Here is a 23,789-nt window from a genome sequence, read left to right as displayed (position 1 = left end):
ACCGGTTGCCGCCCGGGGCAACCGGTGCCGGGCCACGGACGTCAGTCCGCGCCCAGGGCCTGGCGCACCAGGGCCTCGAAACGCTGCTGGTCGTAGGCCATCAGCAGATCGCAGTTGTCCGGCTGGCCGGTCTGGCGGTTCCAGTCGACGATGGTGGCGCCGCGGCTGAACGTGCCGTTCAGCTCCACGTTCAGCGGGCGCGACTCGACCCGCAGCTGGCCTTCGGGGTTCAGCGCCCAGGCCATGGCCACCGCATCGGCGGTGTACCAGCGCCCGCCCTTGCTGTCTTCGGACAGGCCACGGGTCTTGCGCGAGATCAGTTCGTAGAAGCGGGCGCGATCGGAATCGGCCTGCAGCCACTTCTCGGCGTCCTGCAGCGGCAGGCCATGGGCGACGGTGGCCTCCCAGTCCGACACCAGCAGGTGCTTGAACGAGGTGAACACCACGTGCGCCGCTTCCGGGTCGAACGCAATGTTGAATTCGGCCGCCGGGGTGATGTTGCCGTGGCAGGTGACCGCGCCGCCCATCACCACGATGCGCTTGATGCGCTCGGGCAGGGTCGGGTCCAGCTTCAGTGCCAGGGCCAGGTTGGTCAGCGGGCCCAGCATCACCAGCATCAGTTCGCCGGCGTGCTCGTGCGACAGGCGCAGGATGGCCAGTGCGGCGTGCTCGGCTTCGGCCTGGCGGCTGGGCGGCGGCAGGTCCACGTCGCCGTAGCCGTCACGGCCATGCACGTGGGCAGCGTCGACGGAGGGATGCAGCAGCGGATCCGGGCTGCCGGCAAACACCGGCACGTCGGCGCGGCCGACGATGTCGCAGAGCTTGAGGGCGTTGCGGACGGTGTACTGCAGGCCGACATTGCCGGCGGCGATGGTCAGGGCGACCACGTCATGCCGTTCGTCGGCGAAGGCCATCAGCAGGGCCAGGGCGTCGTCCACACCGGGGTCGGTGTCGATCAACAGCGGGATCTTGTGGGTCATCGTTGCCGTCTTCAGATCGGCAACGAAGTGTGGACCGGGTTGATGACCGTTGCAATACCGCACTACCCCAACGGCAAAGGTGCCGGGGAGAGCGTCGGATCCTTTGCTCGCCACTAACGGCCCCGCCCGACTCGCTCACGAACATGAACGAATTTTGATTGGGCACGCTTGGAGCGCTCAACATCATTTGCTATAAAAAGTGATAAATATTTTATAGAAAGCCGCCATGAAGCTGCCCATGCCAGCTCCCGATCTGGCAACCCTCACCCGGAAATACGTCGAGACCCTCGGTACCATCCTGGACGCCCGGATCGGGCCAGAGGTGAACGGCGCCTATGAGCACTGGGACAAGGTGCGCCACAGAGCGCCACCGGCAGGCCTGAACGCGGAGCAGTGGTGGCTGGGTATCACGTGGACGCGCGCAGCATTGCTGAAGCCGCTACCGCTGTTGCTGGACAAGACGCAGCAACCCTTCAAGCTCGCACTTACCGATTCAATGCAGCGGCACCTGCACTACATTGACCGGGAGGCCGCAGGCTCGGTGAAGGGTGTGGATGCTGCCAGCGGCCAAGGACGGTTCATGATCCGCTCGCTGATCGAGGAAGCGATGACCTCATCGCAGTTGGAGGGCGCCTCAACCACGCGGGCCGTGGCAAAGGAAATGTTGAGCACGGGCCGCGCGCCGCGCGACCAGTCCGAGCGCATGATCTACAACAACTACGTGGCAATGAACGTGATCCGCGAGCGCGGCATACGCCCGATCACTCCCGGCGAGATTCTGGAACTGCACAGCATCCTCACCGACGGCACGCTGGAGCTGCCAACCGACAGCGGGCGTTTCAGAACCGCCGAAGACAACGTTGCGATCTTCGATCGCGGCTCACCGCCGACGCTTCTGCACATCCCTCCTCCAGCCGAGGAAGTGCCTGCACGGATTGAGCGGCTGTGCACGTTCATCAATGAAGAAAGCACACCGTTCGTGCATCCCGTCGCCAAAGCCATCGCACTACATTTCCAGATTGGCTATGACCATCCTTTCGTGGATGGAAATGGCCGTACGGCGCGCGCACTGTTCTACTGGGCAATGATGAATGCCGGGTACTGGATGACCGAGTACTTCTCCATTTCCAGCGTGCTGAAGAAGTCCCCAGGCAAGTACATGCGGGCCTACCTGTACACCGAAAGTGACAACCGGGATCTTGGCTACTTCGTTGCGCAACAGCTGGAGGCCATTGAGCAATCGATCCAGGGACTGCACGCCTACATCGCCAGGAAGCATGCAGAGGATCAGGCAGCGCGACGCATGTTGCGAACCGCCCGGCTTGGCGGCATGCAGCTCAATCACCGTCAGCGCGCATTGCTGGCCAACGCGCTGAAAGATCCTGATCGGACCTACACCGTCGCCAGCCACCAGGCGGCACACACCATCACCTATCCGACCGCATTGAAGGATCTGAATGGACTGGTGGCATCTGGGCTTGTCAGCAAAGAGCGCGTCGGCAAAGCGTCAGAATATCTGGTGCTTCCAGGCCTGTCGGAACGCTTGGTGTTGTAGATCCACGCCATACGTGGATGACGGGAGGATGATCGAAAGCGCCGTCTGTAGAGACGAGCCATGCTCGACTCCCGCGCGCAACGCGAACAGCAGCCGAGCGCGGGCTCGGCTCTACAGTAGATCCACGCCATGCGTGGATGTGTGGACCAAGGTCCACCCCCACCAACGCGACATCACGCCGAGGCGTAACGCACGGCGGTGCCGATCCAGCGCTGCACCACGCGGTCGGCCAGCGCGGGTTGCTGGTCCAGCAGGCGCTCGGCCAGGTCATGCACGCCGGGCAGCAGGCCGGCGTCGCGGGCCAGGTCGGCAATGCGGAAACCGGCCAGGCCGGTCTGCCGCGTACCCAGCAATTCACCGGGGCCGCGCAGTTCCAGATCCTTCTCGGCGATGACGAAACCATCGTTGGTTTCGCGCATGGTCTGCAGGCGCTCGCGCGCCATCTGCGAGAGCGGCGCCTGGTACAGCAGCACGCAGCGCGATACCGCCGAACCACGCCCCACGCGGCCGCGCAGCTGGTGCAGCTGGGCCAGGCCGAGGCGTTCGGCGTTCTCGATCACCATCAACGAGGCGTTCGGTACGTCCACGCCCACTTCGATGACGGTGGTCGCCACCAGCAGGTCGATCTGCCCGGCCTTGAACGCCACCATCGTGGCCAGCTTTTCCGCAGCTTTCAGGCGGCCATGCACCAGCCCCACGCGTACGCCGGGCAGCAGCGCCTGCAGCGATTCGTAGGTGGCCTGCGCGGGTGTAGCGTCCAGCTCTTCGCTTTCCTCGATGAGCGTGCACACCCAGTACACCTGCCGCCCTTCCTGGCAGGCCAGGGCGATGCGCTCGATCAGCTCCGGGCGACGATCGTTGTTCAATGCGACGGTCTGCACCGGGGTGCGGCCCGGCGGCAGTTCGTCGATGGCCGAGACATCCAGGTCCGCGTATTCGGACATCGCCAGCGTGCGCGGAATCGGTGTTGCGGTCATCACCAGCTGGTGCGGCACGCTGTTGCCGCCTGCGCCCTTGTCACGCAGCGCCAGTCGCTGATGCACGCCGAAGCGATGCTGCTCGTCGACGATGGCCAGTGCCAGATCCTGGAACACCACGGCCTCCTGCATCAGTGCGTGGGTGCCGACCACCACCTGCGCTTCGCCGCTGGCGACCTGCTCCATCACCTTGGCGCGCGCCTTGCCGGTGACTTTGCCGGCCAGCCAGGCGATGCGCACACCGAGCGGTTCCAGCCAGCCGCGCAGGTTGTTGAGATGTTGTTCGGCCAGCAGCTCGGTGGGCGCAGCCAATGCAACCTGCTTGCCCTGCTCCACCGCCAGCATCGCCGCCAACGCGGCGACCACGGTCTTGCCGGAGCCCACATCGCCCTGCACCAGCCGCAGCATCGGGCTGGGCCGCGCGAGGTCTTCGCGGATCTGCTTGAACACGCGCGCCTGTGCGCCGGTCAGGGCGAACGGCAGCTGCTTCAGCAGCGCATTGGCCAGTTTGCCGGGGCCGGCCAGCGACGGCGCATGGTGCGCCTGCAACGCGATGCGTTGGCGACGCAGGCTGAGGTGGTGGGCCAGCAGCTCTTCCATCGCCAGGCGGCGCTGCGCCGGGTGGGTGCCGGCGGCCAGCGCGGACAGATCGGCATCGGGTGGCGGCCGGTGCACGGTCAGCAGCGCGCTGCGCAGTGACGGCAGCCCGAGGCCATCGAGCCAGCCGCTGGGCAGCAGTTCCAGCGCGCTTTCCTCGGGCAGGCGGTCCAGCGCCTGGCCGATCAGCTTGCGCATAGTCATCGGGCCGACGCCTTCGACGGTGGGATACACCGGGTCGAGGCGGTCGCCGAGTTCGGGATCGTCGTTGCGGCCCAGCACCTGGTAGCTGGGATGGACGATTTCCAGGCCGAGGTGGCCCGGTTTGGGCGTACCGAAGCAGCGCAACCGGTTGCCGACCGCGAACTGACCGACCTGCTGCTGGCGGAAATGGAAGAAGCGCAGCACCAGGGTGCCCTGCCCTTCGTCTTCCACCGCTACTTTCAGCATCGGCCGGTAGCGCATGCCGCGCTCGACCGCGACCACCCGCCCTTCCACCTGCGCCGGTACGCCGTTGCGCAGGTCTTCGATGCGGGTCAGCCGGGTCCGGTCTTCATAGCGCAGTGGCAGATGAAGCCAGAGATCCTGCAGGGTGGCCAGGCCACGCGCCTGCAGTTTGGCGGCCACGGCCGGACCGACGCCCGCGAGCATCGCCAGGGATGCTTCGCCGGACGGTGACAGGACCGGGGTGACCGCCGCCTTGCGTGCCACGTGGCGGTCAGTCGATGACCATCACCGCGTCGACCTCGAAGTTGGCGCCCTTCGGCAGGCCGGAGACTTCGATGGTGGAACGGGCCGGGTACGGGGCCTGGAAGTAGTCCTGCATGACCGCGTTGACCTTGGCGAACTCGCCCAGGTCGGTCAGGTACAGGCCCAGGCGCACGACCTTGTCCAGCGAGCCGCCGGCGGCTTCGGCCACGGCCTTGAGGTTGTCGAAGGCGCGGCGAGCCTGTGCTTCGACGTCACCGGCGCCGACGATGTCGCCGGTGGCCGGGTCGAGCGGGATCTGGCCGGAGAAGTACACGGTGTTGCCGGCGCGCACGGCCTGCGAGTACGGGCCGATGGCGGCGGGGGCCTTTTCGGTGTTGATGATCTGGCGGGACATGGGTCGCTCCGGTGCTTGGGGGAAAACAGAGCGGTGATTGTACCGGGTACGCACAGGGCCTACTGGCGGCGTACCGACTGCACGACCGACAGGCGACGCAGGCGGCGCATGACTTCGGCCAGGTGGTTTCGGTCGCGCACCTGGATGTTGAACGCCAGCACGGCGGCGTTGAAGTCGCGGTCCAGGTAGTCCACGCGCTCGATGTTGGAATGGCTCTGCGCGATGGCAGCAGCCAGCTGCGCCAGCACACCGGTGCCGTTCTCCACTTCCACCACCAGCGAAGTGTCGTAGTCGCCGGAAACGGTGGTGTCCCAGCCGATCGGCACCCAGCGCTCGGGCGACTTGCGCAGCTCGGCCAGGTTCGGGCAGTCCATGCGGTGAACCACGATGCCCTTGCCGGCGGTGTGGTAGCCCATGATCTCGTCGCCGGGAATCGGCTGGCAGCAGCCGGCGAAGGTGACCACGCCACGCTCGCTGCCGTTGATCAGGATCTTTTCCTGCGAGTGGTGGCGCGAATGCGGGCCGCCACGCAGTTCGGCGTAGGCCATCAGCGCCTGCGCGGCCTGGGTCGGCATCCAGTTGCCCAGTGCGACCTCGGCCAGCAGCGCCTCCAGGCGTGGGAAACGATGCTCGGCCAGGAACGCATCCAGGCGCCCCTTCGGCAACCGTTCCAGCGACGAATCCATCGCCTCCAGCGCACGGTCGAGCATGCGGTGGCCGAGCTGCACGGCATCTTCGTGCTCCAGCTGCTTGAGCTGGTGGCGGATGGCAGTGCGCGCCTTGCTGGTGACCACGAATTCCAGCCACTGCGGTTTCGGCGTGGCCGAGCGTGCGGTGATGATCTCCACCGACTGGCCCGACACCAGCTTGGTGCGCAGTGGCACCAGTTTCTTGTCCACGCGCGAGGCCACCGCCATGTTGCCGACGTCGGTGTGCACGGCGTAGGCGAAATCGAGCGCGGTGGAATTGCGCGGCAGCGCCAGGATCTTGCCCTTCGGGGTGAACAGGTAGACCTCGTCCGGGAACAGGTCGACCTTGACGTTGTCGAGGAACTCCAGCGAGGAACCGGCAGCACGCTGCGAATCGATCAGTTCGACGATCCAGGCGTGCGCACGGCTCTGCGCACTGTTGGGTGAATCGCCGCCGAACTTGTAGGTCCAGTGCGCGGCCACGCCGCGTTCGGCGATCAGGTCCATTTCCTCGGTACGGATCTGCACTTCGATCGGCGAGCCATACGGCCCGAACAACACCGTGTGCAGCGACTGGTAACCGTTGGCCTTGGGGATGGCGATGAAGTCGCGGAAGCGGCCATCCAGCGGCTTGAAGGTGGCGTGCACCGAACCCAGCGCGTGGTAGCAGCTGGGCACGCTGCGCACCACCAGGCGGAAGCCGAACACGTCCATCACCTGGTCGAAGGTTTTGTTCTCGTCGCGCATCTTGTTGTAGATGCTCCACGGCGTCTTGATGCGGCTGACCAGGCGGTGCTCGATACCTTCCTTCGCCAGCCGCTGCGACAGCTGCACTTCCACCTGTGCCAGCGCTTCACGGCGTACCACCGGCTGGCTGCGGATGTGCTTTTCCAGGATCGCGTGGCGCCACGGGTACAGCGCCTTGAAGCCAAGATTCTGCAGTTCGCTCTTGACCAGGCTCATGCCCAGGCGCTGGGCGATGGGCGCGTAGATCTCCAGCGTCTCGCGGGCGATGCGGCCGCGCGCTTCGCGGCTCTGTGCGCCCAGCGTGCGCATGTTGTGCAGGCGGTCGGCCAGCTTGATCATGATCACGCGCAGGTCGCGCGACATTGCCAGCAGCATCTTGCGGAAGCTCTCGGCGGCCGCTTCCTGGCGGTCGCGGAACTTCAGCTTGTCCAGCTTGGTCACGCCGTCGACCAGCTCGGCCACGGCTTCGCCGAACTCGGCGGCCAGCGCCTCACGGGTCAGCGGTGTGTCTTCGATGGTGTCGTGCAGGATCGCCGCGATCAACGCTTCCACGTCCAGGCCAAGCTCGGCCAGCACCTGGGCCACGGCCACCGGATGGGTGATATAGGGCTCGCCCGACTTGCGCGTCTGCCCGGCGTGCGCGGCGGCTCCGACTTCCCAGGCGCGGCGCAGCAGCGGCAGCTGTTCCGGCGGCAGGTAATGGGCGGCGCGTTCAAGCTGGAGGACGTAGTCGGGTACGGCGGCAGCGTGGGCTGCGGCGACCTTGGCAGTGGGGCCTGGGTTCATGCCCGAAGCCTATTCCAGCGCGACGTTTACGGCAAATCCTGAATGCGAAACAGCCCGCACGGGGCGGGCTGTTCGGCGATCCAGCAACGACGTTGATCGATGCGGTCAATCGTCGTTCTTGGACATGTCTTCGTCGGCGACCACTTCGGCGGCAGCCCACTCCAGCGCTTCGCGCTCGGCGCGCTCACGCTCGGCCTTCTCGACTTCGTCGATCAGCGCGTTGTCGATCTTGCGGGCGGCGATTTCGCGCAGCGCCAGCACGGTCGGCTTGTCTTCGGTCTCGCTGTTGTCCAGCGTGGCCTGCACGCCGTTGGCGAGCTGGCGGGCACGCTTGGATGCCATCATGACCAGTTCGAAACGGTTGTTAACGACTTCCAGGCAATCTTCTACGGTGATGCGGGCCATACGGGCTCCCGGCGACCGGTCGGCCGCTCAGTCGAATGAGGGAAAGGGGACGGAGTGTACTGGCAGGAGCTGGACAAAATCAAGCCAACCCCCACCCGATTCTTTTGGAATCAGTCAGTTGCACCCGGATCGGGGGTCAGCAACGCCTGGATCAGGCCGGCGTGGCGGACCTTCTGGGCCTCCCGTCGCAGGCGGCTGGCGGTGAAGATGGCGCACAGCTCGTCCACGGCAGTGTCGAACACCTCGTTGACGATGACGTAGTCGAACTCGTTGAAGTGCAGCATCTCGTCCCGGGCCGCGCCCAGGCGCTGGGCGATGACGGCTTCGCTGTCCTGGCCGCGCTTGCGCATGCGGTCCTGCAGGGCCTGCTTGGACGGCGGCAGGATGAACACGGTGACCGTGCCCGGCACCAGCTGGCGCACCTGCTGCGCGCCCTGCCAGTCGATCTCCAGCAGCACGTCCTGGCCGGCGGCCAGCTGCGGCTCCACCGACTGCCGGGCCGTGCCCTTCCAGTCGCCGTGCACCCAGGCGTGCTCGAAGAAGTCGCCGGCGGCGATCATCTGCTCGAACTTCTCGGCACTGACGAAGTGGTAGTGCTGGCCATTCACCTCACCGGGGCGCATTGCGCGCGAGGTGAAGGAAATCGACAGGGCGATCTGCGGGTCACGCGCCAGGGTGGCATTGACGATGCTGCTCTTGCCGGCGCCAGACGGGGCGGCCACGATGTACAGCGTGCCGCGCGCAACGGTGTCCGACGGTTTCGACGGGGCGCTCATGCGGGGGATCCAACGGGTTGATTTCGCAAACTTTTTTCCTCGGTGTTCCAGGTCCGGCGCGGCGGATCGCGCCAGGACGGCGGGGGCTGCGCGGAACATCCTGGAACCAGGCCCGGCAGACGCTTCCCCGGGGTGCGGGCACGCAACTTTACCAGAGGCGCCCGTTTGCGCGCCTGCCCGGCAGGCGCCGGGCCTTGTGCCACATGGGTATGCGGGTGCCTGTGCTATAACCGGGCCGTACCCAACGACAGCCCGGAGGCCCGTGCCTCCCCGCCATCCCAGGAGAACGGCATGCCATCGATGAGCCGCCGCCAGTTCCTGAAAGTGACCGGGACAACCCTGGTCGGCTCCAGCCTGGCATTGATGGGCTTCGCGCCCGGCATCGCGCTCGCGGAGGTCAGGCAGTACAAGCTGACCCGCGCGACCGAGACCCGCAACACCTGTACCTACTGTTCGGTGGCCTGCGGCATCCTGATGTACAGCCTCGGCGATGGCGCCAGGAACGCCGAGCCGAGCATTTTCCATATCGAGGGCGACCCGGACCATCCGGTCAACCGCGGCACGCTGTGCCCGAAGGGTGCCGGCCTGGCCGACATCATCCACAGCAAGTCGCGGCTGCTCTACCCCGAGTACCGCGCGCCGGGCTCCAACGAGTGGAAGCGGCTGAGCTGGGACGATGCGCTGGACCGCATCGCGCGACTGATGAAGGAAGACCGCGATGCCAACTTCGTGCAGAAGAACGAAGCCGGGCAGACGGTCAACCGCTGGCTGACCACCGGCATGCTGGCGGCCTCGGCCACCAGCAATGAAACCGCGGTGCTGACCCACAAAGTCGTCCGCTCCCTTGGCATGTTGGCATTCGACAACCAGGCACGTGTCTGACACGGCCCGACGGTGGCAGGTCTTGCCCCGACGCTAGGCCGTGGTGCGATGACGAATCACTGGGTCGACATCAAGAATGCCGACCTGATCCTGATCATGGGTGGCAATGCCGCCGAGGCACACCCGTGCGGGTTCAAATGGGTGACCGAGGCCAAGGCACACAACAAGGCCCGGCTGATCGTGGTCGATCCGCGTTTCAACCGCTCGGCTGCGGTGGCCGACGTGTACGCGCCGATCCGCACCGGTACCGATATCGTGTTCCTGGGGGGCCTGATCAACTACCTGTTGACCGAGGACCGCATCCAGCACGAGTACGTGCTGAACTACACCGACATGTCGTTCCTGGTGAAGGACGAGTTCGCCTTCAAGGACGGCCTGTATTCGGGCTACAACGAAGAGAAGCGCAGCTACGACCGCTCCAGCTGGGACTACGCCTACGGTGACGATGGCTTCGTGCGCACCGACCCGACGCTGAAGGACCCGCGCTGCGTCTACAACCTGCTCAAGCAGCACTATGCGCGCTACACGGTGGAGATGGTCGAGCGCATCTGCGGCACTCCGGCCGACAGCATCCGCAAGATCTGGGACATGATCGCGTCCACCTCCGGCAAGGACAAGGCGATGACCATCCTGTACGCGCTGGGCTGGACGCAACACTCGATCGGTGCGCAGAACGTGCGTGCCGGCACCATGGTGCAGCTGCTGCTGGGCAACATCGGCGTGGCCGGTGGTGGCATGAACGCGCTGCGCGGGCATTCCAACATCCAGGGCCTGACCGACATCGGCCTGATGTCCGACCTGCTGCCCGGCTACCTGACCCTGCCGAAACAGGACGAACAGGACTACGACGCCTACATCGCCAAGCGCACGCAGAAGCCGCTGCGCGCCAACCAGATGTCGTTCTGGCAGAACTACCCGAAGTTCCACGTCAGCCTGATGAAATCGTGGTGGGGCGACGCCGCCACCGCCGACAACAACTGGTGCTTTGATTACCTGCCCAAGCTGGACAAGCCGTACGACATGCTGCAGGCGTACGAGCTGATGAACGAGGGCAAGATCCATGGCTACATCTGCCAGGGCTTCAACCCCCTGGCCTCGGCGCCGAACAAGGGCAAGCTGATCAGCGCGTTCTCCAAGCTGAAGTTCATGGTCAGCATGGACCCGCTGGAAACCGAGACCATCGCCTTCTGGCAGAACCACGGTGCGTTGAACGACGTCGACCCGAGCACGATCCAGACCGAGGTGTTCCGCCTGCCGACCACCTCCTTTGCCGAGGAGAACGGCGCGGTGGTGAATTCCTCGCGCTGGCTGCAGTGGCACTGGAAGGGGGCCAATCCGCCAGGCGAAGCGCGCAGCGACATCGAGATCATGTCCGAGCTGTTCCATCGCATCAAAGCGCTGTACGAGAAGGACGGCGGTGCGTGGTGGGAGCCGGTGCGTGACCTGGCCTGGAACTACGCCAACCCGGAACTGCCGACGCCTGAAGAACTGGCGATGGAATACAACGGCAAGGCGCTGGCCGACGTGTTCGATCCGAAGGACCCGACCAGGCTGGTGCGCAAGTCCGGCGAGCAGCTGGCCGCATTCGGCGACCTGCGCGACGACGGCAGCACCGCCTCCGGCTGCTGGATCTACATCGGTGCCTGGGGCCCGACCGGCAACATGATGGCGCGGCGTGACAACAGCGACCCCACCGGCATCGGCAACACGCTGGGCTGGGCCTGGGCGTGGCCGGCCAACCGCCGCGTGATGTACAACCGCGCCTCGTGCGACGTGGCCGGCCAACCGTTCGATCCGCGCCGCACGCTGCTGGCCTGGAACGGGAAGAACTGGGGCAACGTGGATGTGCCGGACTTCAAGGCCGACGAAGATCCCGCCGGTGGCATGGGCCCGTTCATCATGAACCCGGAGGGCATCGCCCGCTTCTTCGCCAAGGCCGGCATGGCCGAAGGCCCGTTCCCGGAGCACTACGAACCGTTCGATACCCCGCTGCGCAGCAACCCGCTCAGCCCCGGCCAGGCACTGACGCTGAACAACCCGGCCGCCCGCGTATTCGCCAGCGATCGTGCACAGATCGGTTCGCCGGACGAGTTCCCGCATGTGGCCACCACCTACCGCCTGACCGAGCATTTCCACTTCTGGACCAAGCACGGCAAGCTCAACGCCATCATCCAGCCCGAGCAGTTCGTCGAGATCGGCGCGGCATTGGCCGACGAGCTGGGCATCAACAACGGCAGCCGCGTGCGGGTCAGTTCCAAGCGTGGCCATATCGAAGCCGTTGCGATGGTGACCAAGCGGATCAAGGCCCTGCAGATCGATGGCCGGACAGTGCACCAGGTGGGCGTGCCGATCCACTGGGGTTTCCTCGGTGCGGCCAAGCCCGGCTACATCGCCAATACGCTGACCAACGCCATCGGTGACGGCAACTCGCAGACGCCCGAATCGAAGTGCATCCTGGTCAAGGTCGAGAAGGTGTAGGAGACACGCCATGTCACTGCAATCGCTGGACATCATCCGCCGCTCGGCCACCACCACGCCCTCGCCGGAGGCGCGTGGTGCGCACACCGGCCAGGTCGCCAAGCTCATCGATGTGAGCAAGTGCATCGGCTGCAAGGCCTGCCAGGTCGCCTGCATGGAGTGGAACGACCTGCGCGACGAAGTGGGCAGCTGCGTTGGCAGCTATGACAATCCACCGGACCTGAGCGATCAGTCGTGGACGGTGATGAAGTTCCGCGAGTACGAGGACGAGAAGGGCAAGCTGGAGTGGCTGATCCGCAAGGAAGGCTGCATGCACTGCAGCGATCCGGGCTGCCTGAAGGCCTGCCCGTCGCCCGGTGCCATCATCCAGTACGCTAACGGCATCGTCGACTTCCAGGAAGAGAACTGCATCGGCTGCGGCTACTGCGTGACCGGTTGTCCGTTCGACGTGCCGCGCATCTCCAGGAAGGACCACAAGGCCTACAAGTGCACGCTGTGCTCGGACCGGGTTGCGGTGGGCCAGGAACCGGCCTGCGTGAAGACCTGCCCGACCGGCGCGATCACCTTCGGCAGCAAGCAGGCGATGACCGAGCACGCGGCCGGCCGTGTGGAAGACCTGAAATCGCGCGGCTACGAGAACGCCGGCCTGTACGACCCGCAGGGCGTGGGTGGCACCCACGTGATGTACGTGCTGCAGCATGTGGACAAGCCCGAGCTGTACGCCGATCTGCCCAAGGACCCACGCATCAGCCCGATGGTGGAGGTCTGGAAGGGCGTGGCCAAGCCGCTGGGCCTGCTGGCGATCGCCGCCACCGCCTTCGCCGGCTTCCTGCATTACATCGGCATCGGCCGCAATACGGTCAATGACGAGGAAGAAGAGGAAGCCGAACACGAGGCGAAGAAGATCGAAGAGGAGCAGCGGCCATGAAGTACGCACCGCACCCGCGCCAGATCATCCGCTACCGCGCGCCGACCCGCATCAACCACTGGATCGTGGCGATCTGCTTCGTGCTGACCGCCTTGTCAGGGTTGGCCCTGTTCCACCCTGCCCTGTTTCCGCTGACCCAGCTGTTCGGCGGTGGACCGTGGACGCGCATCCTGCATCCGTTCATCGGCTTGGCCATGGTGGTGGGCTTTGCACTGCTGGCGTTCCGCATGTGGCGCGACAATCTGCCGACCGCTGACGATCGCGCGTGGATGCGCGGCATGCGCGATGTGCTGCGCAACGAAGATGAGAAGCTGCCGCCGGTGGGCCGTTTCAATGCGGGCCAGAAGCTGCTGTTCTGGGCCATCATCGGCTGCCTGTCGGCGCTGCTGCTGACCGGCTTCGTGATCTGGCGGCAGTATTTCAGCGACTTCTTCCCGATCGGGGTGATCCGCTTCTCGGTACTTGCCCACGCGCTGTTCGGCTGGGTGCTGGTCTGCGCGATCGTGGTGCACATCTACGCAGCGCTCTGGATCAAGGGATCTGTGCGGGCGATGACCCAGGGCAAGGTGACCTATGGGTGGGCGTACAAGCATCACCGGCAGTGGTTCCGGGACATCCTGCGCGGACGTCGGGAAGAGGGGTAGCGGCAGGGCCTGCGGCCCTGCACCCGCTTCAAGCCAAGGCAACAGCAACAGCGGTTATCCGTGGGATGGCGGGGTGGATCCGGTTGCGGGGGACGCTGCAAGTACCCCTCCGGGGCCCGGCCCAGCCGCTGGCGGCTGTGCGTTCGGGCGCTTGCGAAGCAGTGCTTCGCAAGCAAAGCGCCCTCACCCATGTAAGCTCGGTCGCCGCTTGCTCGTGTGCGCTGTCCTGCGCACACGGCAAGACCGGGGTTGGGCGTCCTGCCCAACCCGCCCGAAGCATGCCTCGGGCCCATGCGGCTCACGCCCCCGCAACCGGACCCACCCCGCCTTCGACAGTTTCCTGCGATCTGATGGTGGTGCCGACCGTTGGTCGGCACTGATCGAATCCCGGCCAACGGTCGGGATTCACTTTCAACCAGCCTATGGGGTCAGATCCGTTTTCCTGTGGAAAACGGATCTGACCCCAACCTTTCAAATGGCCGGCAACACGCTGGACGCCAGCGCCGACAACGGCGAGGATGGAGGCTGGTTCTTCTGGCTGGCCCTGCATGGCGCAACGCATCCTTGAACCCGGTGAGATCGAGACGCTCGCCTCGCGCGATGTGCCGCGTATCATCCTGCCCGATATCGAGTCACTGTTCGCCGAGCGCGCGACACGCCTGCGCAGCCTGGCCGCGCACAGTGCCATCGGCGGTTACCTGCAGCTGCTGGCAGCGTTGGCAGATGCACAGCAGGCACTGCTGGACGAACTGACACCACAGCAACGCGAGGCACTGCAATGGCAGGCACGTGCGCAGCAGTCGAGTGCGGCGGCCGGCGCCGGCATGCCGTTGCGGCCGGCCAACACGCTTCAGCTGGATGGATGCTGGCGCGACTGGCTGCGCACGCAGTGCCATCACTGCGCCGACGAAACGGGGCTGCCGCTGGAAACCCGACAGGAGCTGCAACGCGTCGCCGCGGCCGACGACGCCTGGCTGGATGCGCAGGCGCACGCGGTGCTGGAGCGTGATGACGCGCCATCGGTGGATGCGGTCGCTGCACTCCTGGTGATGACCGCACTGCAGGTTTATTGGGCGGTGCTCGCAGCCAGCTTCCGCCCTACCGATCTGAAGCCGCTGGCTGATGCGCCAGGGCTGTGCCCGCTGTGCGGCACGTTGCCGGTGACCAGCGTGGTGCAGGCACGCCCACCCTATGCGTCTTACCGTTACCTGTCGTGCTCGCTGTGCGCCTGCCAGTGGCACTACGTGCGCGTGCAGTGCAGCCAGTGTGGTGCCGCCGGCAAGGACATCGCCTATCGCGCCCTGGCCGATGTGGACGGCGACAGCGGCGACGCGGTGCGCGAGAGCGCGGTACGCGCCGAGACCTGCGACCACTGCCACAGCTACCGCAAGATCCTGTATCTGGAGAAAGACCCGTCACTGGAGCCGGTGGCCGATGACCTCGGCACGCTGGCGCTGGATCTGCTGCTGGCCGAGGAAGGCTATGCGCGTGCCAGCCAGAATCCGCTGCTGTGGCAATCCGACGGCGACTGAGGCGATGACAGCCATGCCCCCCGCCCCGGCATCGGCCGCCGCCCTGCCCTCGCTGGACCGGGTGCTGCGCCTGCCTGCACTGGCGCCACTGATCGAAGGCCACGGTCGAAGCCGCATCACCCAGCTGCTGCGGTCGCACCTGCAGGTGCTGCGTGAGCGCGTCAGCGCCGGCCAGTTGTCGACCGCGCAGCTGCAGGAAGCGGTCGACGGCCCGGCGCTGGTAGCAGCGGTCGAGGCCGCACTGGCAGCCGATGCACGGCTGGACCTGCAACCGATGTACAACCTGACCGGCACCGTACTGCATACCAACCTGGGTCGCGCATTGCTGCCCGAGGCTGCGGTGCAGGCAGTCACCCGCGCGATGACCGCGCCGGTGGATCTGGAGTTCGACGTCATCCGTGGCCGTCGCGGCGACCGCGATGCGCGGGTGCAGGCATTGATCTGCGAACTGACCGGCGCCGAAGCCGCCACCGTGGTCAACAACAATGCGGCGGCGGTCCTGCTGCTGCTCAACAGCTTGGCCAACCGCCGCGAGGTGGTGGTGTCGCGCGGCGAACTGGTGGAGATCGGCGGTGCCTTCCGCATCCCCGATGTGATGCGCAGCGCGGGCGCGCGGCTGCTGGAAGTGGGTACCACCAACCGTACCCATCCGGCCGACTTCACCAACGCCATCGGCGCGCGCACAGCGCTGCTGATGGGGGTGCATGCCAGCAACTACGCGATCACCGGATTCACTGCCAAGGTCGACACTGCGGCAATGGCTGCGATCGCGCACGAACATGGCCTGCCGCTGGTGGTGGACCTGGGCAGTGGCAGCCTGTGCGAGCTGGCGGCCTTCGGCCTGCCGCACGAGCCCACCGTGCAGGAAGCACTGGCGGCCGGCGCCGATCTGGTTTCGTTCAGTGGCGACAAACTGCTGGGCGGGCCCCAGGCCGGCATCATCGCCGGCCGCGCCGACCTGATCGCGCGGATCAACCGCAACCCACTCAAGCGTGCGCTGCGCATGGACAAGATGGGCCTGGCCGCGCTGGAGGCGGTACTGGCGCTGTACCGCGAGCCGGAGCTGCTGGCGCAACGGCTGCCGACACTGCGTACGCTCTCGCGCACGCAGCAGGACATGGATGCGCAGGCCCAGCGCCTGCTGCCGCCGCTGCGCTCGGCGCTGCCGACCGGCTACATGCTTGAACAGGCACGGATGCACAGCCAGATCGGCAGTGGTGCGCAGCCACAGGCGCAGCTCGGCAGTGCCGGCCTGCGCATCACCACTGCGCAACGTGGCGGTCTGGACCGCCTGGCCAAGCGCCTGCGCCAGCTGCCGCGACCGGTGCTGGGCCGCATCGGCGAGGACGCATTGTGGCTGGACCTGCGTTGCCTGGAACCGGCCGACGAAGCGGACTTCCTCGCCCAATGGAGCACGCTGCAACCATGATCGTCGGCACCGCCGGGCATATCGACCATGGCAAGACGCGCCTGGTGCGGGCACTGACCGGCATCGAAACCGATCGCCTGCAGGAAGAACGCACGCGCGGCATCTCCATTGAACTGGGCTATGCCTATGTCCCGGTGGAAAGCTCGAACGGCACAGGCCCCGCCGCGATGCTGGGTTTCGTCGATGTGCCGGGTCATGAGCGCTTCGTGCATACGATGGTGGCCGGCGCCACCGGCATCGATGTCGCCCTGCTGGTGATCGCCGCCGACGACGGCGTGATGCCACAGACCCGCGAGCATCTGGCCATCCTGCAACTGCTGGGCGTGGACCGCGGTGCGGTGGCGCTCACCAAGATCGACCGTGTGGATGCGGCGCGCCTGGCCCGGGTCGAGATCGAGGTCGCTGCCCTGCTGGCCGGCACGCCGCTGCAGGATTCCCCTGTGTTCACCTGCAACAGCACCGCACCCGACGATGCTGGCATCAACGCGCTGCGTACCCAGTTGCACGCGTGGGCGGCGGACGACGCCAGCACGCGCCAGGCCGAACTGCGCAGCGAGCTGTTCCGCATGCCGGTGGACCGCGTGTTCTCGCTGGCCGGCCACGGCACGCTGGTGACCGGCGCAGTGCACGGCGGCATCGCCGCGATGGGTGAGCATCTGCAGCTGATGCCGGCCGCCACTGAAGTGCGCATACGCAGCATCCACGCGCAGAACCAGGCCAGTGACCACGCGATGGCCGGGCAGCGCTGCGCGCTGAACCTGGCGGCCATCGCCCGTGATGACATCCGCCGCGGTGACTGGATCGCCGACGCACGCGCACTGCTGGCCACCACCCGCGTTGATGTGCGGTTGCGGCTGTCCGCGTTGGCCGCACCGTTGCGCGACTGGGCACCGCTGCATATCCACTGGGGCACGATGCACCGGCAGGCCCATGTGGTGCTGCTGGAGGACCATGACCACGGTGATGGGCAGTTGGTGCAGCTGGTGTTCGATGCTCCGGTCTGTGCGATGTGTGGCGACCGCTTCATTGCCCGCGATTCAGCGGCCACCCACACGCTGGGCGGCGGCCTCGTGCTCGATCCGGACCCGCCACAGCGGCGCCGACGCAGTCCTGCACGGCTCGCATGGCTGGGAGCACTGGAGCAACTGGCCGCGGGTGCGGGAATCGGCCCACTGTTGCAGCAGGCGCCCTTCGGTGTTGCCATGGCCGCGCTGCAGCGCTACTGCCGGCGCGCCGCCGACCGGATCGTTCTTCCCGCAGGCGCACAGCGCGTCATCACCCGCGAAGACACGGTGGTCATCCTCGCCTCGCACTGGCAGCTGCTGCGCGAGCAGGTAGTCACCTCACTGCGCAGTTGGCATGAGCGACGCCCCGACGAACCCGGTGTCGACAGCGGCCGCCTGCAGCGCAGCACCCTGCCCGCGCTTGCAGCGAGCCTCTGGAATGCGCTGCTGCAGGACCTGCTGGACGACGGCAGTGTGCAACGCGTGGGTGCCTGGTGGCGCCTGCCCGGCCATGACCATGCGCCACCGGAACGCGAGCGTCTGCTGCTGGAACGCGTGCTGCCGCAACTGCACGCCGGTGGCTTCGATCCACCGTGGGTGCGCACCCTTGCTGCCGAGATCGGCCTGGCCGAAGACGAGGTCCGCGCCGTCCTGCGCCGCGCCACCGCACGTGGCGAGCTGTTCCAGGTGGTGCCGGACCTGTTCTATGCACCCGCACGCATTGCCGAACTCGCCGCGATCGTCGCGCAGCTGTCACAGGCCAGCGGCACGGTGGATGCGGCCACGTTCCGCGACGCCATCGGCCTGGGCCGCAAACGCAGCATCCAGATCTTGGAGTTCTTCAACCGCGTTGGCTACACTCGACGCGTCGGTGACCAGCATCGGCCGCGCGGCGACCTGCAATGGAACCCAGCCCGCGACTGAGCCCACCGGCACCGCCGTACTTTCGGAAGGCATGCGCATCCGGGCATGCGGCTGGGCTTCAAACCCAGTAGGGGGTGTCGATCGCTCCCTGGTAGGTTCGACTCCTGCTGCCTTCCGCCATTCGCGTTCCCGCAGGAGATGTCGGCATGGCCACGCACGCGCAGTCCCCCGCCCCTTCAACGGCCGATGCCCCGCAACGACTGACCTCTCTCGCGCATGGCGGCGGCTGCGGCTGCAAGATCGCGCCGGGCGTGCTGAGCGAACTGCTGCGCGGCGTTCCAGCACTTCCGGCACCGGCCGAACTGCTGGTTGGCCGCGAGACCTGCGACGACGCTGCGGTGTACCGCCTCGATGATCGCCAGGCAATCGTCGCCACCACCGATTTCTTCATGCCCATCGTCGACGACCCGTTCGACTTCGGCCGCATCGCGGCCACGAACGCGCTGTCGGACCTGTACGCGATGGGCGCGCGCCCGCTGTTCGCACTGGCCATCGTCGGCATGCCGATCAATACGCTGCCGCAGGACACGATCCGCGGCATCCTGCAGGGTGGTGAACGCGCCTGCGCTGATGCCGGCATCGTGGTCGCTGGTGGCCACAGCATCGATTCGGTGGAACCCATCTACGGCCTGGCCGCGATCGGCGTGCTCGACCCGCAACGACTCAAGCGCAATGCCGATGCCCGCGCCGGCGACGTGCTGGTGCTGGGCAAGCCGTTGGGCGTGGGCGTGTATTCGGCAGCACTGAAGAAAGAAGTGCTGGATGCCGACGGCTACCGGCAGATGATCGCGTCGACCACCCGCCTGAACAGCGTGGGCGTGCCGCTGGCCGCGCTGGACGGCGTGCATGCCATGACCGACGTCACCGGCTTCGGCCTGCTCGGCCATCTGCTGGAGGTGTGCCGCGCCAGCGGCGTCGCTGCCGAAGTGGACAGTACCCAGGTGCCGCTGCTGCCGCAGGCGTTGGAGCTGCTGCAGCGCGGCTGCGTGACCGGCGCCTCCAACCGCAACTGGGCCTCGTATGGTGCCGAGGTGCGTTTCGCCGATGGGTTGCCGGCCCACTGGCAGCCGCTGCTGACCGACCCGCAGACCAGCGGCGGCCTGCTGGTGTCGTGCGCCCCGGAAGCGGTGGACGCGGTGCTGGCCTGTTTCCACGACGCAGGGCTCGTCCAGGCGGCCGTGGTGGGGCGGCTGGCCGAAGGAGCGCCGGGCGTCAGCGTGCGCTGATGCGCTGGAACGACAAGGGCGCCCGAAGGCGCCCCTGCTGTATCGCTGGATGCAACATCATTCGATGTTCTGCACCTGCTCGCGGATCTGGTCGATCAGCACCTTCAGCTCCACCGCGGCATTGGACGTGCGGCTGTCCACCGACTTCGAGCCCAGCGTGTTGGCTTCGCGGTTGAACTCCTGCAGCAGGAAGTCCAGGCGGCGGCCGACCGGCTCGCGCTGCTTGAGCACGCGGCGGATCTCGACGATGTGGCTGCCGAGGCGGTCCAGTTCCTCATCCACGTCCAGCTTCTGCAGCCACAGCACCAGCTCCTGCTCGGCGCGGCCGGGGTCGACCGGGTGCGGCAGGTCGGCCAGGCGTGCGGCCAGCTTGGCGCGCTGGCCGTCGCGAATGGCCGGAATCAGCGTGCGGACTTCGGTGGCGATGCGTTCGATGCCGTCCACACGCTCGCTGATGGCCGCAGCCAACTTGCCGCCTTCGCGCTCACGGGCCTCGACGAAGCCATCCAGCACCTGGTCCAGCAGCGCCAGCGCCTCGACCTGCAGGGCAGCGGCGTCGGTGGCCTCGCCACGGGTCACGCCCGGCAGCTGCAGCAGGTCGGTGAAGCTGACCTGCAGGTTGGGGAAATCGGAGGTCAGGCGGTGCGCCAGGCGGCCCAGCTGGCCCAGCAGGGCCTCGTCCACCTGCAGGTTGGCCGCCGCTTCCGGCGCGCGCAGGCGCATCACCAGATCCAGCTTGCCACGGCTCAGGCGCGCGGCGATGCGCTCGCGCAGCTGCGGTTCGAGCGCCCGCAGTTCCTCGGGCAGGCGGGTGCCGACCTCCAGGAAACGGTGGTTGACCGAGCGCAGCTCGCAGCCCAACGTGCCCCACGGGGTGACCCGCTCGCCGCCGGCATAGGCGGTCATGCTTCGAATCATGGATTGTGTCCGGTGCGTGCAAAGGGGGAATGGTACCCTAGCGCCCTCACCATAGCCCCCTTGCCCGCCCCGTGAAGGCCGCGGGCGTGGCGGCGTACTCCCTTGCCATTACGGAACCCGCACCATGTCCGATTCCCGCCCCAGCGGCCGCCAGCCCGACCAGCTCCGCCCGGTCGTCATCCAACGCGGCTTCACCCGCCACGCCGAAGGTTCGGTGCTGGTGTGCTTCGGTGAAACCCGTGTGCTGTGCACCGCCAGCGTCGAGAACCGCGTGCCGGGCTTCCTGCGCGGCAAGGGCGAAGGCTGGGTCACCGCCGAATACGGCATGCTGCCGCGCGCCACCCATACCCGCAGCGACCGCGAAGCGGCCCGTGGCAAGCAGGGCGGCCGCACGCTGGAGATCCAGCGCCTGATCGGCCGCAGCCTGCGTGCCTGCGTGGACCGCAATGCGCTGGGCGAACGCACCATCACCCTCGACTGCGACGTGCTGCAGGCCGACGGTGGTACCCGCACCGCCGCCATCACCGGCGCCTATGTGGCGCTGGTCGATGCGGTGAACGTGCTGATGAAGCGTGGCGACATCAAGCGCAACCCGGTCCTGGGCGCAGTGGCTGCCGTGTCGGTAGGCGTGTACCGCGGCACCCCGGTGCTGGACCTGGACTACGCCGAAGACAGCGACTGCGACACCGACATGAACGTGGTGATGAACGACGGTGGCGGCTTCATCGAGCTGCAGGGCACCGCCGAAGGCCACGCCTTCCGTCGCGATGAACTGGACGCGCTGCTGGGCTTGGCCGAGAAGGGCGTGGCCGAGCTGCTGGCCGCGCAGCAGGCGGCGCTGTCGGCATGAACCGCCGCATCGCCCTGACCACCCTGGTGGTGGCCGACTATGACGAAGCCATTGCCTGGTACACCGGCAAGCTCGGCTTCGCACTGTTGGAGGACATCGACCAGGGCCACAAGCGCTGGGTGGTGGTCGGCCCGACAGACGGCAGCGCCGCCGCCCTGCTGCTGGCCCGCGCCAGCGACGAGGAACAGCGCAGCCGCATCGGCAACCAGACCGGCGGCCGCGTCGGCTTCTTCCTCAACACCGACGACTTCCGCCGCGACCACGCGGCGATGGTCGCCGCCGGCGTCGAGTTCCTGGAAGCGCCGCGCGAAGAACCCTATGCAACGGTTGCGGTGTTCCGCGATCTGTATGGCAACACCTGGGACCTGCTGGAGCCCCGTCAATGAAGAAACTGGTACTGGCCAGCCACAACGCCGGCAAGCTGGTGGAGATGCAGGAGATCCTTGCCGATCTGCCGCTGCAGATCACCTCGGCCGCCGAACTGGGCCTGGGCGATGTGGAAGAGACCGGCCTGACCTTCGTCGAGAACGCGCTGCTGAAGGCACGCGCGGCCTGCGAAGCGACCGGCCTGCCGGCGCTGGCCGATGATTCGGGCCTGATCGTCGATGCCCTCGGCGGTGCGCCGGGCCTGTACAGCGCACGCTATGCCGGCCACCCGACCAATGCTGCGGCCAACAATGCCAAGCTGCTGGACGCGATGGCCGACATTCCCGATGGCCAGCGCAGCGCCCGCTTCTATGCGGTGATCGTGCTGCTGCGCCACGCCACCGACCCGCAGCCGCTGATCTGCGAAGGCCGCTGGGAAGGCCAGATCATCCGCGAACTGCGCGGCACCAATGGTTTCGGCTACAACCCGGTATTCCTGGACACCACCCACGGCCTGACCGCCGCGGAAATGGAGCCGGCACTGAAGAACGCCATCAGCCACCGCGCCATTGCCCTGCAGCAGCTCAAGCAGCAACTGGCGACGCTGTACTGACGCCACCCGATCGACCCTGGGAAGCCGGCCAGCGGCCGGCACTACCGAAGAAGCCCATGCCGCACGCCCACGACCACTGCAACCACCTGCCCGGCGAAGCCTGCTCCGCCGACCACGACAACCCGCCGCGGCTGGTGCCGCCACCGCTGTCGTTGTACGTGCACCTGCCGTGGTGCGTGCGCAAATGCCCGTACTGCGATTTCAATTCGCACCAGGCCAAGGGCGAGCTGCCGTTCGACGCTTATATCGATGCGCTGCTGCGCGACCTCGACCAGGACCTGCCGCTGGTCTGGGGCCGGGTGGTGCACAGCGTGTTCTTCGGTGGCGGCACGCCCAGCCTGTTCCCGCCGGAGGCGATCGACCGCTTCCTGCAGCAGGCCAGCGCGCGCCTGCGCTTTGCCCCCAACGCCGAAATCACCCTGGAAACCAACCCGGGCACCGCCGAGCATGGCCGCTTCGACGGCTACCGCGCGGCCGGCGTCAACCGCCTCAGCTTCGGCATCCAGAGTTTCGACGATGCGATGCTCAAGCGCCTGGGCCGCATCCACGACAGTGGCGAAGCCGAGCGCGCGGTAAAGATGGCGCAGGACGCGGGCTACGACAACTTCAACATCGACCTGATGTATGCGCTGCCGGAACAGACCCTGGCCGGTGCCGAGGCCGACCTGGAACGCGCGTTCGCGCTGCAGCCGGCACACATCTCCCACTACCAGCTGACCCTGGAACCGAACACGGTGTTCTTCGCGCGGCCGCCGCAGGGCATTCCCGACGAAGACAACGCCTGGGACATGCAGGAACACTGCCAGGCATTGCTGGCACAGGCCGGTTTCGGCCAGTACGAGGTCAGCGCCTATGCGCGCCCCGGCCGGCAGAGCGCGCACAACCTGAACTACTGGCGCTTCGGCGACTACCTGGGCATCGGTGCCGGCGCGCACGGCAAGATCAGTTCCGGCGCCGAGCAGCATGTGCTGCGGCGTTGGAAGCTGAAGCACCCGCAGGCCTACCTGGACAGCGCCGGCACGCCCGCCTCGTTCGGCGGCGACGACGTGATCGCGCCGGAGCGCCTGCCGTTCGAATACATGCTCAACCTGCTGCGCCTGCACGAAGGTTTTGGCCTGCGCGATTTCGAGTCGCGCACGGGGCTGCCGCGCAGCGTGCTGGACGCTCCCCTGGCCGAGGCCGTGCAGCGCGGCTGGCTGGACATGACCGATGGCCATGTGCAGCCGACCGAGCTGGGCCGCCGATTCACCAACGATGTGGTGAGCCTGTTCCTGGAGGAGTGATCTTCGCTTGGCAGAGGGTAGTGCCGGCCACTGGCACTCCGGTAAAGACAGAGCTGCCGGCCAGCGGCCGGCAGTACCGCACATCAGGGCCATAC

General features: G+C 66.9%; 19 protein-coding genes and 1 tRNA gene. 13 read left to right on the top strand and 7 right to left on the bottom strand.

Annotated features, from left to right (window positions below):
- Window positions 1-41 precede the first annotated feature (41 nt).
- Window positions 42-980: a nucleoside hydrolase gene (locus VG543_RS11505; RefSeq protein WP_197595499.1), complete on the bottom strand. Its 939-nt coding sequence runs from the start codon at window positions 978-980 to the stop codon at window positions 42-44.
- A 226-nt stretch (window positions 981-1,206) separates the two neighbouring features.
- On the opposite strand from VG543_RS11505, the gene VG543_RS11500 reads away from it, so the two are divergent.
- Complete coding sequence (locus tag VG543_RS11500) at window positions 1,207-2,535, top strand: Fic family protein (RefSeq protein WP_423178580.1); 1,329 nt, start codon at window positions 1,207-1,209, stop codon at window positions 2,533-2,535.
- A gap of 173 nt (window positions 2,536-2,708) precedes the next feature.
- Here VG543_RS11500 and recG read toward each other — a convergent pair whose 3' ends face one another.
- The 5 genes from recG to gmk all read right to left on the bottom strand — a co-directional run bounded on the left by recG (window position 2,709) and on the right by gmk (window position 8,617).
- A complete protein-coding gene (recG, locus tag VG543_RS11495; RefSeq protein WP_423178579.1) occupies window positions 2,709-4,820 on the bottom strand; it encodes an ATP-dependent DNA helicase RecG in 2,112 nt (703 codons plus the stop codon).
- A gap of 7 nt (window positions 4,821-4,827) precedes the next feature.
- A complete protein-coding gene (locus tag VG543_RS11490) occupies window positions 4,828-5,214 on the bottom strand; it encodes a RidA family protein (protein WP_005410875.1) in 387 nt (128 codons plus the stop codon).
- 59 nt (window positions 5,215-5,273) lie between these two features.
- A complete protein-coding gene (locus VG543_RS11485) occupies window positions 5,274-7,436 on the bottom strand; it encodes a RelA/SpoT family protein (RefSeq protein WP_423178578.1) in 2,163 nt (720 codons plus the stop codon).
- 105 nt (window positions 7,437-7,541) lie between these two features.
- Window positions 7,542-7,841, bottom strand: coding sequence for a DNA-directed RNA polymerase subunit omega (rpoZ, locus tag VG543_RS11480; protein WP_005410877.1), 300 nt, complete (start codon window positions 7,839-7,841; stop codon window positions 7,542-7,544).
- Between the two features lie 110 nt (window positions 7,842-7,951).
- Window positions 7,952-8,617, bottom strand: a complete 666-nt coding sequence (gene gmk, locus VG543_RS11475) for a guanylate kinase (RefSeq protein ID WP_233653787.1) — start codon at window positions 8,615-8,617, stop codon at window positions 7,952-7,954.
- Between the two features lie 291 nt (window positions 8,618-8,908).
- Here gmk and fdnG point away from each other — a divergent pair, with 291 nt between their 5' ends.
- From fdnG to selD, 8 genes are all read left to right on the top strand, one after another.
- Window positions 8,909-11,977, top strand: coding sequence for a formate dehydrogenase-N subunit alpha (gene fdnG, locus VG543_RS11470; RefSeq protein WP_423178577.1), 3,069 nt, complete (start codon window positions 8,909-8,911; stop codon window positions 11,975-11,977).
- A gap of 10 nt (window positions 11,978-11,987) precedes the next feature.
- Entirely contained in the window at window positions 11,988-12,905 is a 918-nt protein-coding gene (gene fdxH, locus VG543_RS11465) for a formate dehydrogenase subunit beta (protein ID WP_251103369.1), read from the top strand.
- Window positions 12,902-13,549: a formate dehydrogenase subunit gamma gene (locus VG543_RS11460; RefSeq protein WP_423178576.1), complete on the top strand. Its 648-nt coding sequence runs from the start codon at window positions 12,902-12,904 to the stop codon at window positions 13,547-13,549. The genes fdxH and VG543_RS11460 overlap by 4 nt, the downstream gene beginning before the upstream one ends.
- A gap of 548 nt (window positions 13,550-14,097) precedes the next feature.
- The gene (gene fdhE / locus VG543_RS11455) at window positions 14,098-15,081 is read left to right on the top strand and encodes a formate dehydrogenase accessory protein FdhE (RefSeq protein ID WP_423178575.1); all 984 of its coding nucleotides are present in this window, start codon (window positions 14,098-14,100) and stop codon (window positions 15,079-15,081) included.
- Between the two features lie 4 nt (window positions 15,082-15,085).
- Entirely contained in the window at window positions 15,086-16,510 is a 1,425-nt protein-coding gene (selA, locus tag VG543_RS11450; RefSeq protein WP_423178574.1) for an L-seryl-tRNA(Sec) selenium transferase, read from the top strand.
- Complete coding sequence (gene selB / locus VG543_RS11445) at window positions 16,507-18,438, top strand: selenocysteine-specific translation elongation factor (RefSeq protein WP_423178573.1); 1,932 nt, start codon at window positions 16,507-16,509, stop codon at window positions 18,436-18,438. Before selA ends, selB begins: the two co-directional genes overlap by 4 nt.
- A gap of 24 nt (window positions 18,439-18,462) precedes the next feature.
- Window positions 18,463-18,558, top strand: a tRNA-Sec gene (locus tag VG543_RS11440).
- 26 nt (window positions 18,559-18,584) lie between these two features.
- Window positions 18,585-19,664 (top strand): selenide, water dikinase SelD, encoded by a 1,080-nt coding sequence (selD, locus tag VG543_RS11435; protein ID WP_423178572.1) that lies wholly within the window; start codon window positions 18,585-18,587, stop codon window positions 19,662-19,664.
- A 57-nt stretch (window positions 19,665-19,721) separates the two neighbouring features.
- Here the strand turns inward: selD and VG543_RS11430 are convergent, their stop codons facing one another.
- The gene (locus VG543_RS11430; protein ID WP_005410888.1) at window positions 19,722-20,582 is read right to left on the bottom strand and encodes a YicC/YloC family endoribonuclease; all 861 of its coding nucleotides are present in this window, start codon (window positions 20,580-20,582) and stop codon (window positions 19,722-19,724) included.
- Window positions 20,583-20,706: 124 nt separating this feature from the next.
- Between VG543_RS11430 and rph the strand changes: the two genes are divergently transcribed.
- The 4 genes from rph to hemW are packed head-to-tail and all read left to right on the top strand — an operon-like array spanning window position 20,707 to window position 23,694.
- Entirely contained in the window at window positions 20,707-21,432 is a 726-nt protein-coding gene (gene rph / locus VG543_RS11425; protein ID WP_014648280.1) for a ribonuclease PH, read from the top strand.
- Complete coding sequence (locus VG543_RS11420) at window positions 21,429-21,818, top strand: VOC family protein (RefSeq protein WP_005414366.1); 390 nt, start codon at window positions 21,429-21,431, stop codon at window positions 21,816-21,818. The genes rph and VG543_RS11420 overlap by 4 nt, the downstream gene beginning before the upstream one ends.
- Window positions 21,815-22,411 (top strand): RdgB/HAM1 family non-canonical purine NTP pyrophosphatase, encoded by a 597-nt coding sequence (gene rdgB / locus VG543_RS11415; protein WP_005410891.1) that lies wholly within the window; start codon window positions 21,815-21,817, stop codon window positions 22,409-22,411. Before VG543_RS11420 ends, rdgB begins: the two co-directional genes overlap by 4 nt.
- Before the next feature lie 56 nt (window positions 22,412-22,467).
- Window positions 22,468-23,694 carry a radical SAM family heme chaperone HemW gene (gene hemW, locus VG543_RS11410; RefSeq protein WP_167692784.1) on the top strand — a complete coding sequence of 409 codons (1,227 nt, stop codon included), beginning with the start codon at window positions 22,468-22,470 and terminating at the stop codon, window positions 23,692-23,694.
- Window positions 23,695-23,789: the final 95 nt, after the last annotated feature.

Source organism: Stenotrophomonas sp. CASM101 (genome assembly GCF_049384845.1).
GTDB lineage: Bacteria > Pseudomonadota > Gammaproteobacteria > Xanthomonadales > Xanthomonadaceae > Stenotrophomonas > Stenotrophomonas hibiscicola.
The sequence above is the reverse complement of the archived record's forward strand: the minus strand, read 5'-3'. Positions and strand labels throughout refer to the sequence as shown.

What these genes read in the sequence shown, in the direction of transcription:
- VG543_RS11505 (WP_197595499.1), bottom strand. Translation starts at nt 980, where the DNA reads ATGACCCACAAGATCCCGCTGTTGATCGACACCGACCCCGGTGTGGAC.
- VG543_RS11500 (WP_423178580.1), top strand. Translation starts at nt 1,207, where the DNA reads ATGAAGCTGCCCATGCCAGCTCCCGATCTGGCAACCCTCACCCGGAAA.
- VG543_RS11490 (WP_005410875.1), bottom strand. Translation starts at nt 5,214, where the DNA reads ATGTCCCGCCAGATCATCAACACCGAAAAGGCCCCCGCCGCCATCGGC.
- VG543_RS11485 (WP_423178578.1), bottom strand. Translation starts at nt 7,436, where the DNA reads ATGAACCCAGGCCCCACTGCCAAGGTCGCCGCAGCCCACGCTGCCGCC.
- rpoZ (WP_005410877.1), bottom strand. Translation starts at nt 7,841, where the DNA reads ATGGCCCGCATCACCGTAGAAGATTGCCTGGAAGTCGTTAACAACCGT.
- gmk (WP_233653787.1), bottom strand. Translation starts at nt 8,617, where the DNA reads ATGAGCGCCCCGTCGAAACCGTCGGACACCGTTGCGCGCGGCACGCTG.
- fdxH (WP_251103369.1), top strand. Translation starts at nt 11,988, where the DNA reads ATGTCACTGCAATCGCTGGACATCATCCGCCGCTCGGCCACCACCACG.
- VG543_RS11460 (WP_423178576.1), top strand. Translation starts at nt 12,902, where the DNA reads ATGAAGTACGCACCGCACCCGCGCCAGATCATCCGCTACCGCGCGCCG.
- fdhE (WP_423178575.1), top strand. Translation starts at nt 14,098, where the DNA reads ATGGCGCAACGCATCCTTGAACCCGGTGAGATCGAGACGCTCGCCTCG.
- selA (WP_423178574.1), top strand. Translation starts at nt 15,086, where the DNA reads ATGACAGCCATGCCCCCCGCCCCGGCATCGGCCGCCGCCCTGCCCTCG.
- selB (WP_423178573.1), top strand. Translation starts at nt 16,507, where the DNA reads ATGATCGTCGGCACCGCCGGGCATATCGACCATGGCAAGACGCGCCTG.
- selD (WP_423178572.1), top strand. Translation starts at nt 18,585, where the DNA reads ATGGCCACGCACGCGCAGTCCCCCGCCCCTTCAACGGCCGATGCCCCG.
- VG543_RS11430 (WP_005410888.1), bottom strand. Translation starts at nt 20,582, where the DNA reads ATGATTCGAAGCATGACCGCCTATGCCGGCGGCGAGCGGGTCACCCCG.
- rph (WP_014648280.1), top strand. Translation starts at nt 20,707, where the DNA reads ATGTCCGATTCCCGCCCCAGCGGCCGCCAGCCCGACCAGCTCCGCCCG.
- VG543_RS11420 (WP_005414366.1), top strand. Translation starts at nt 21,429, where the DNA reads ATGAACCGCCGCATCGCCCTGACCACCCTGGTGGTGGCCGACTATGAC.
- rdgB (WP_005410891.1), top strand. Translation starts at nt 21,815, where the DNA reads ATGAAGAAACTGGTACTGGCCAGCCACAACGCCGGCAAGCTGGTGGAG.
- hemW (WP_167692784.1), top strand. Translation starts at nt 22,468, where the DNA reads ATGCCGCACGCCCACGACCACTGCAACCACCTGCCCGGCGAAGCCTGC.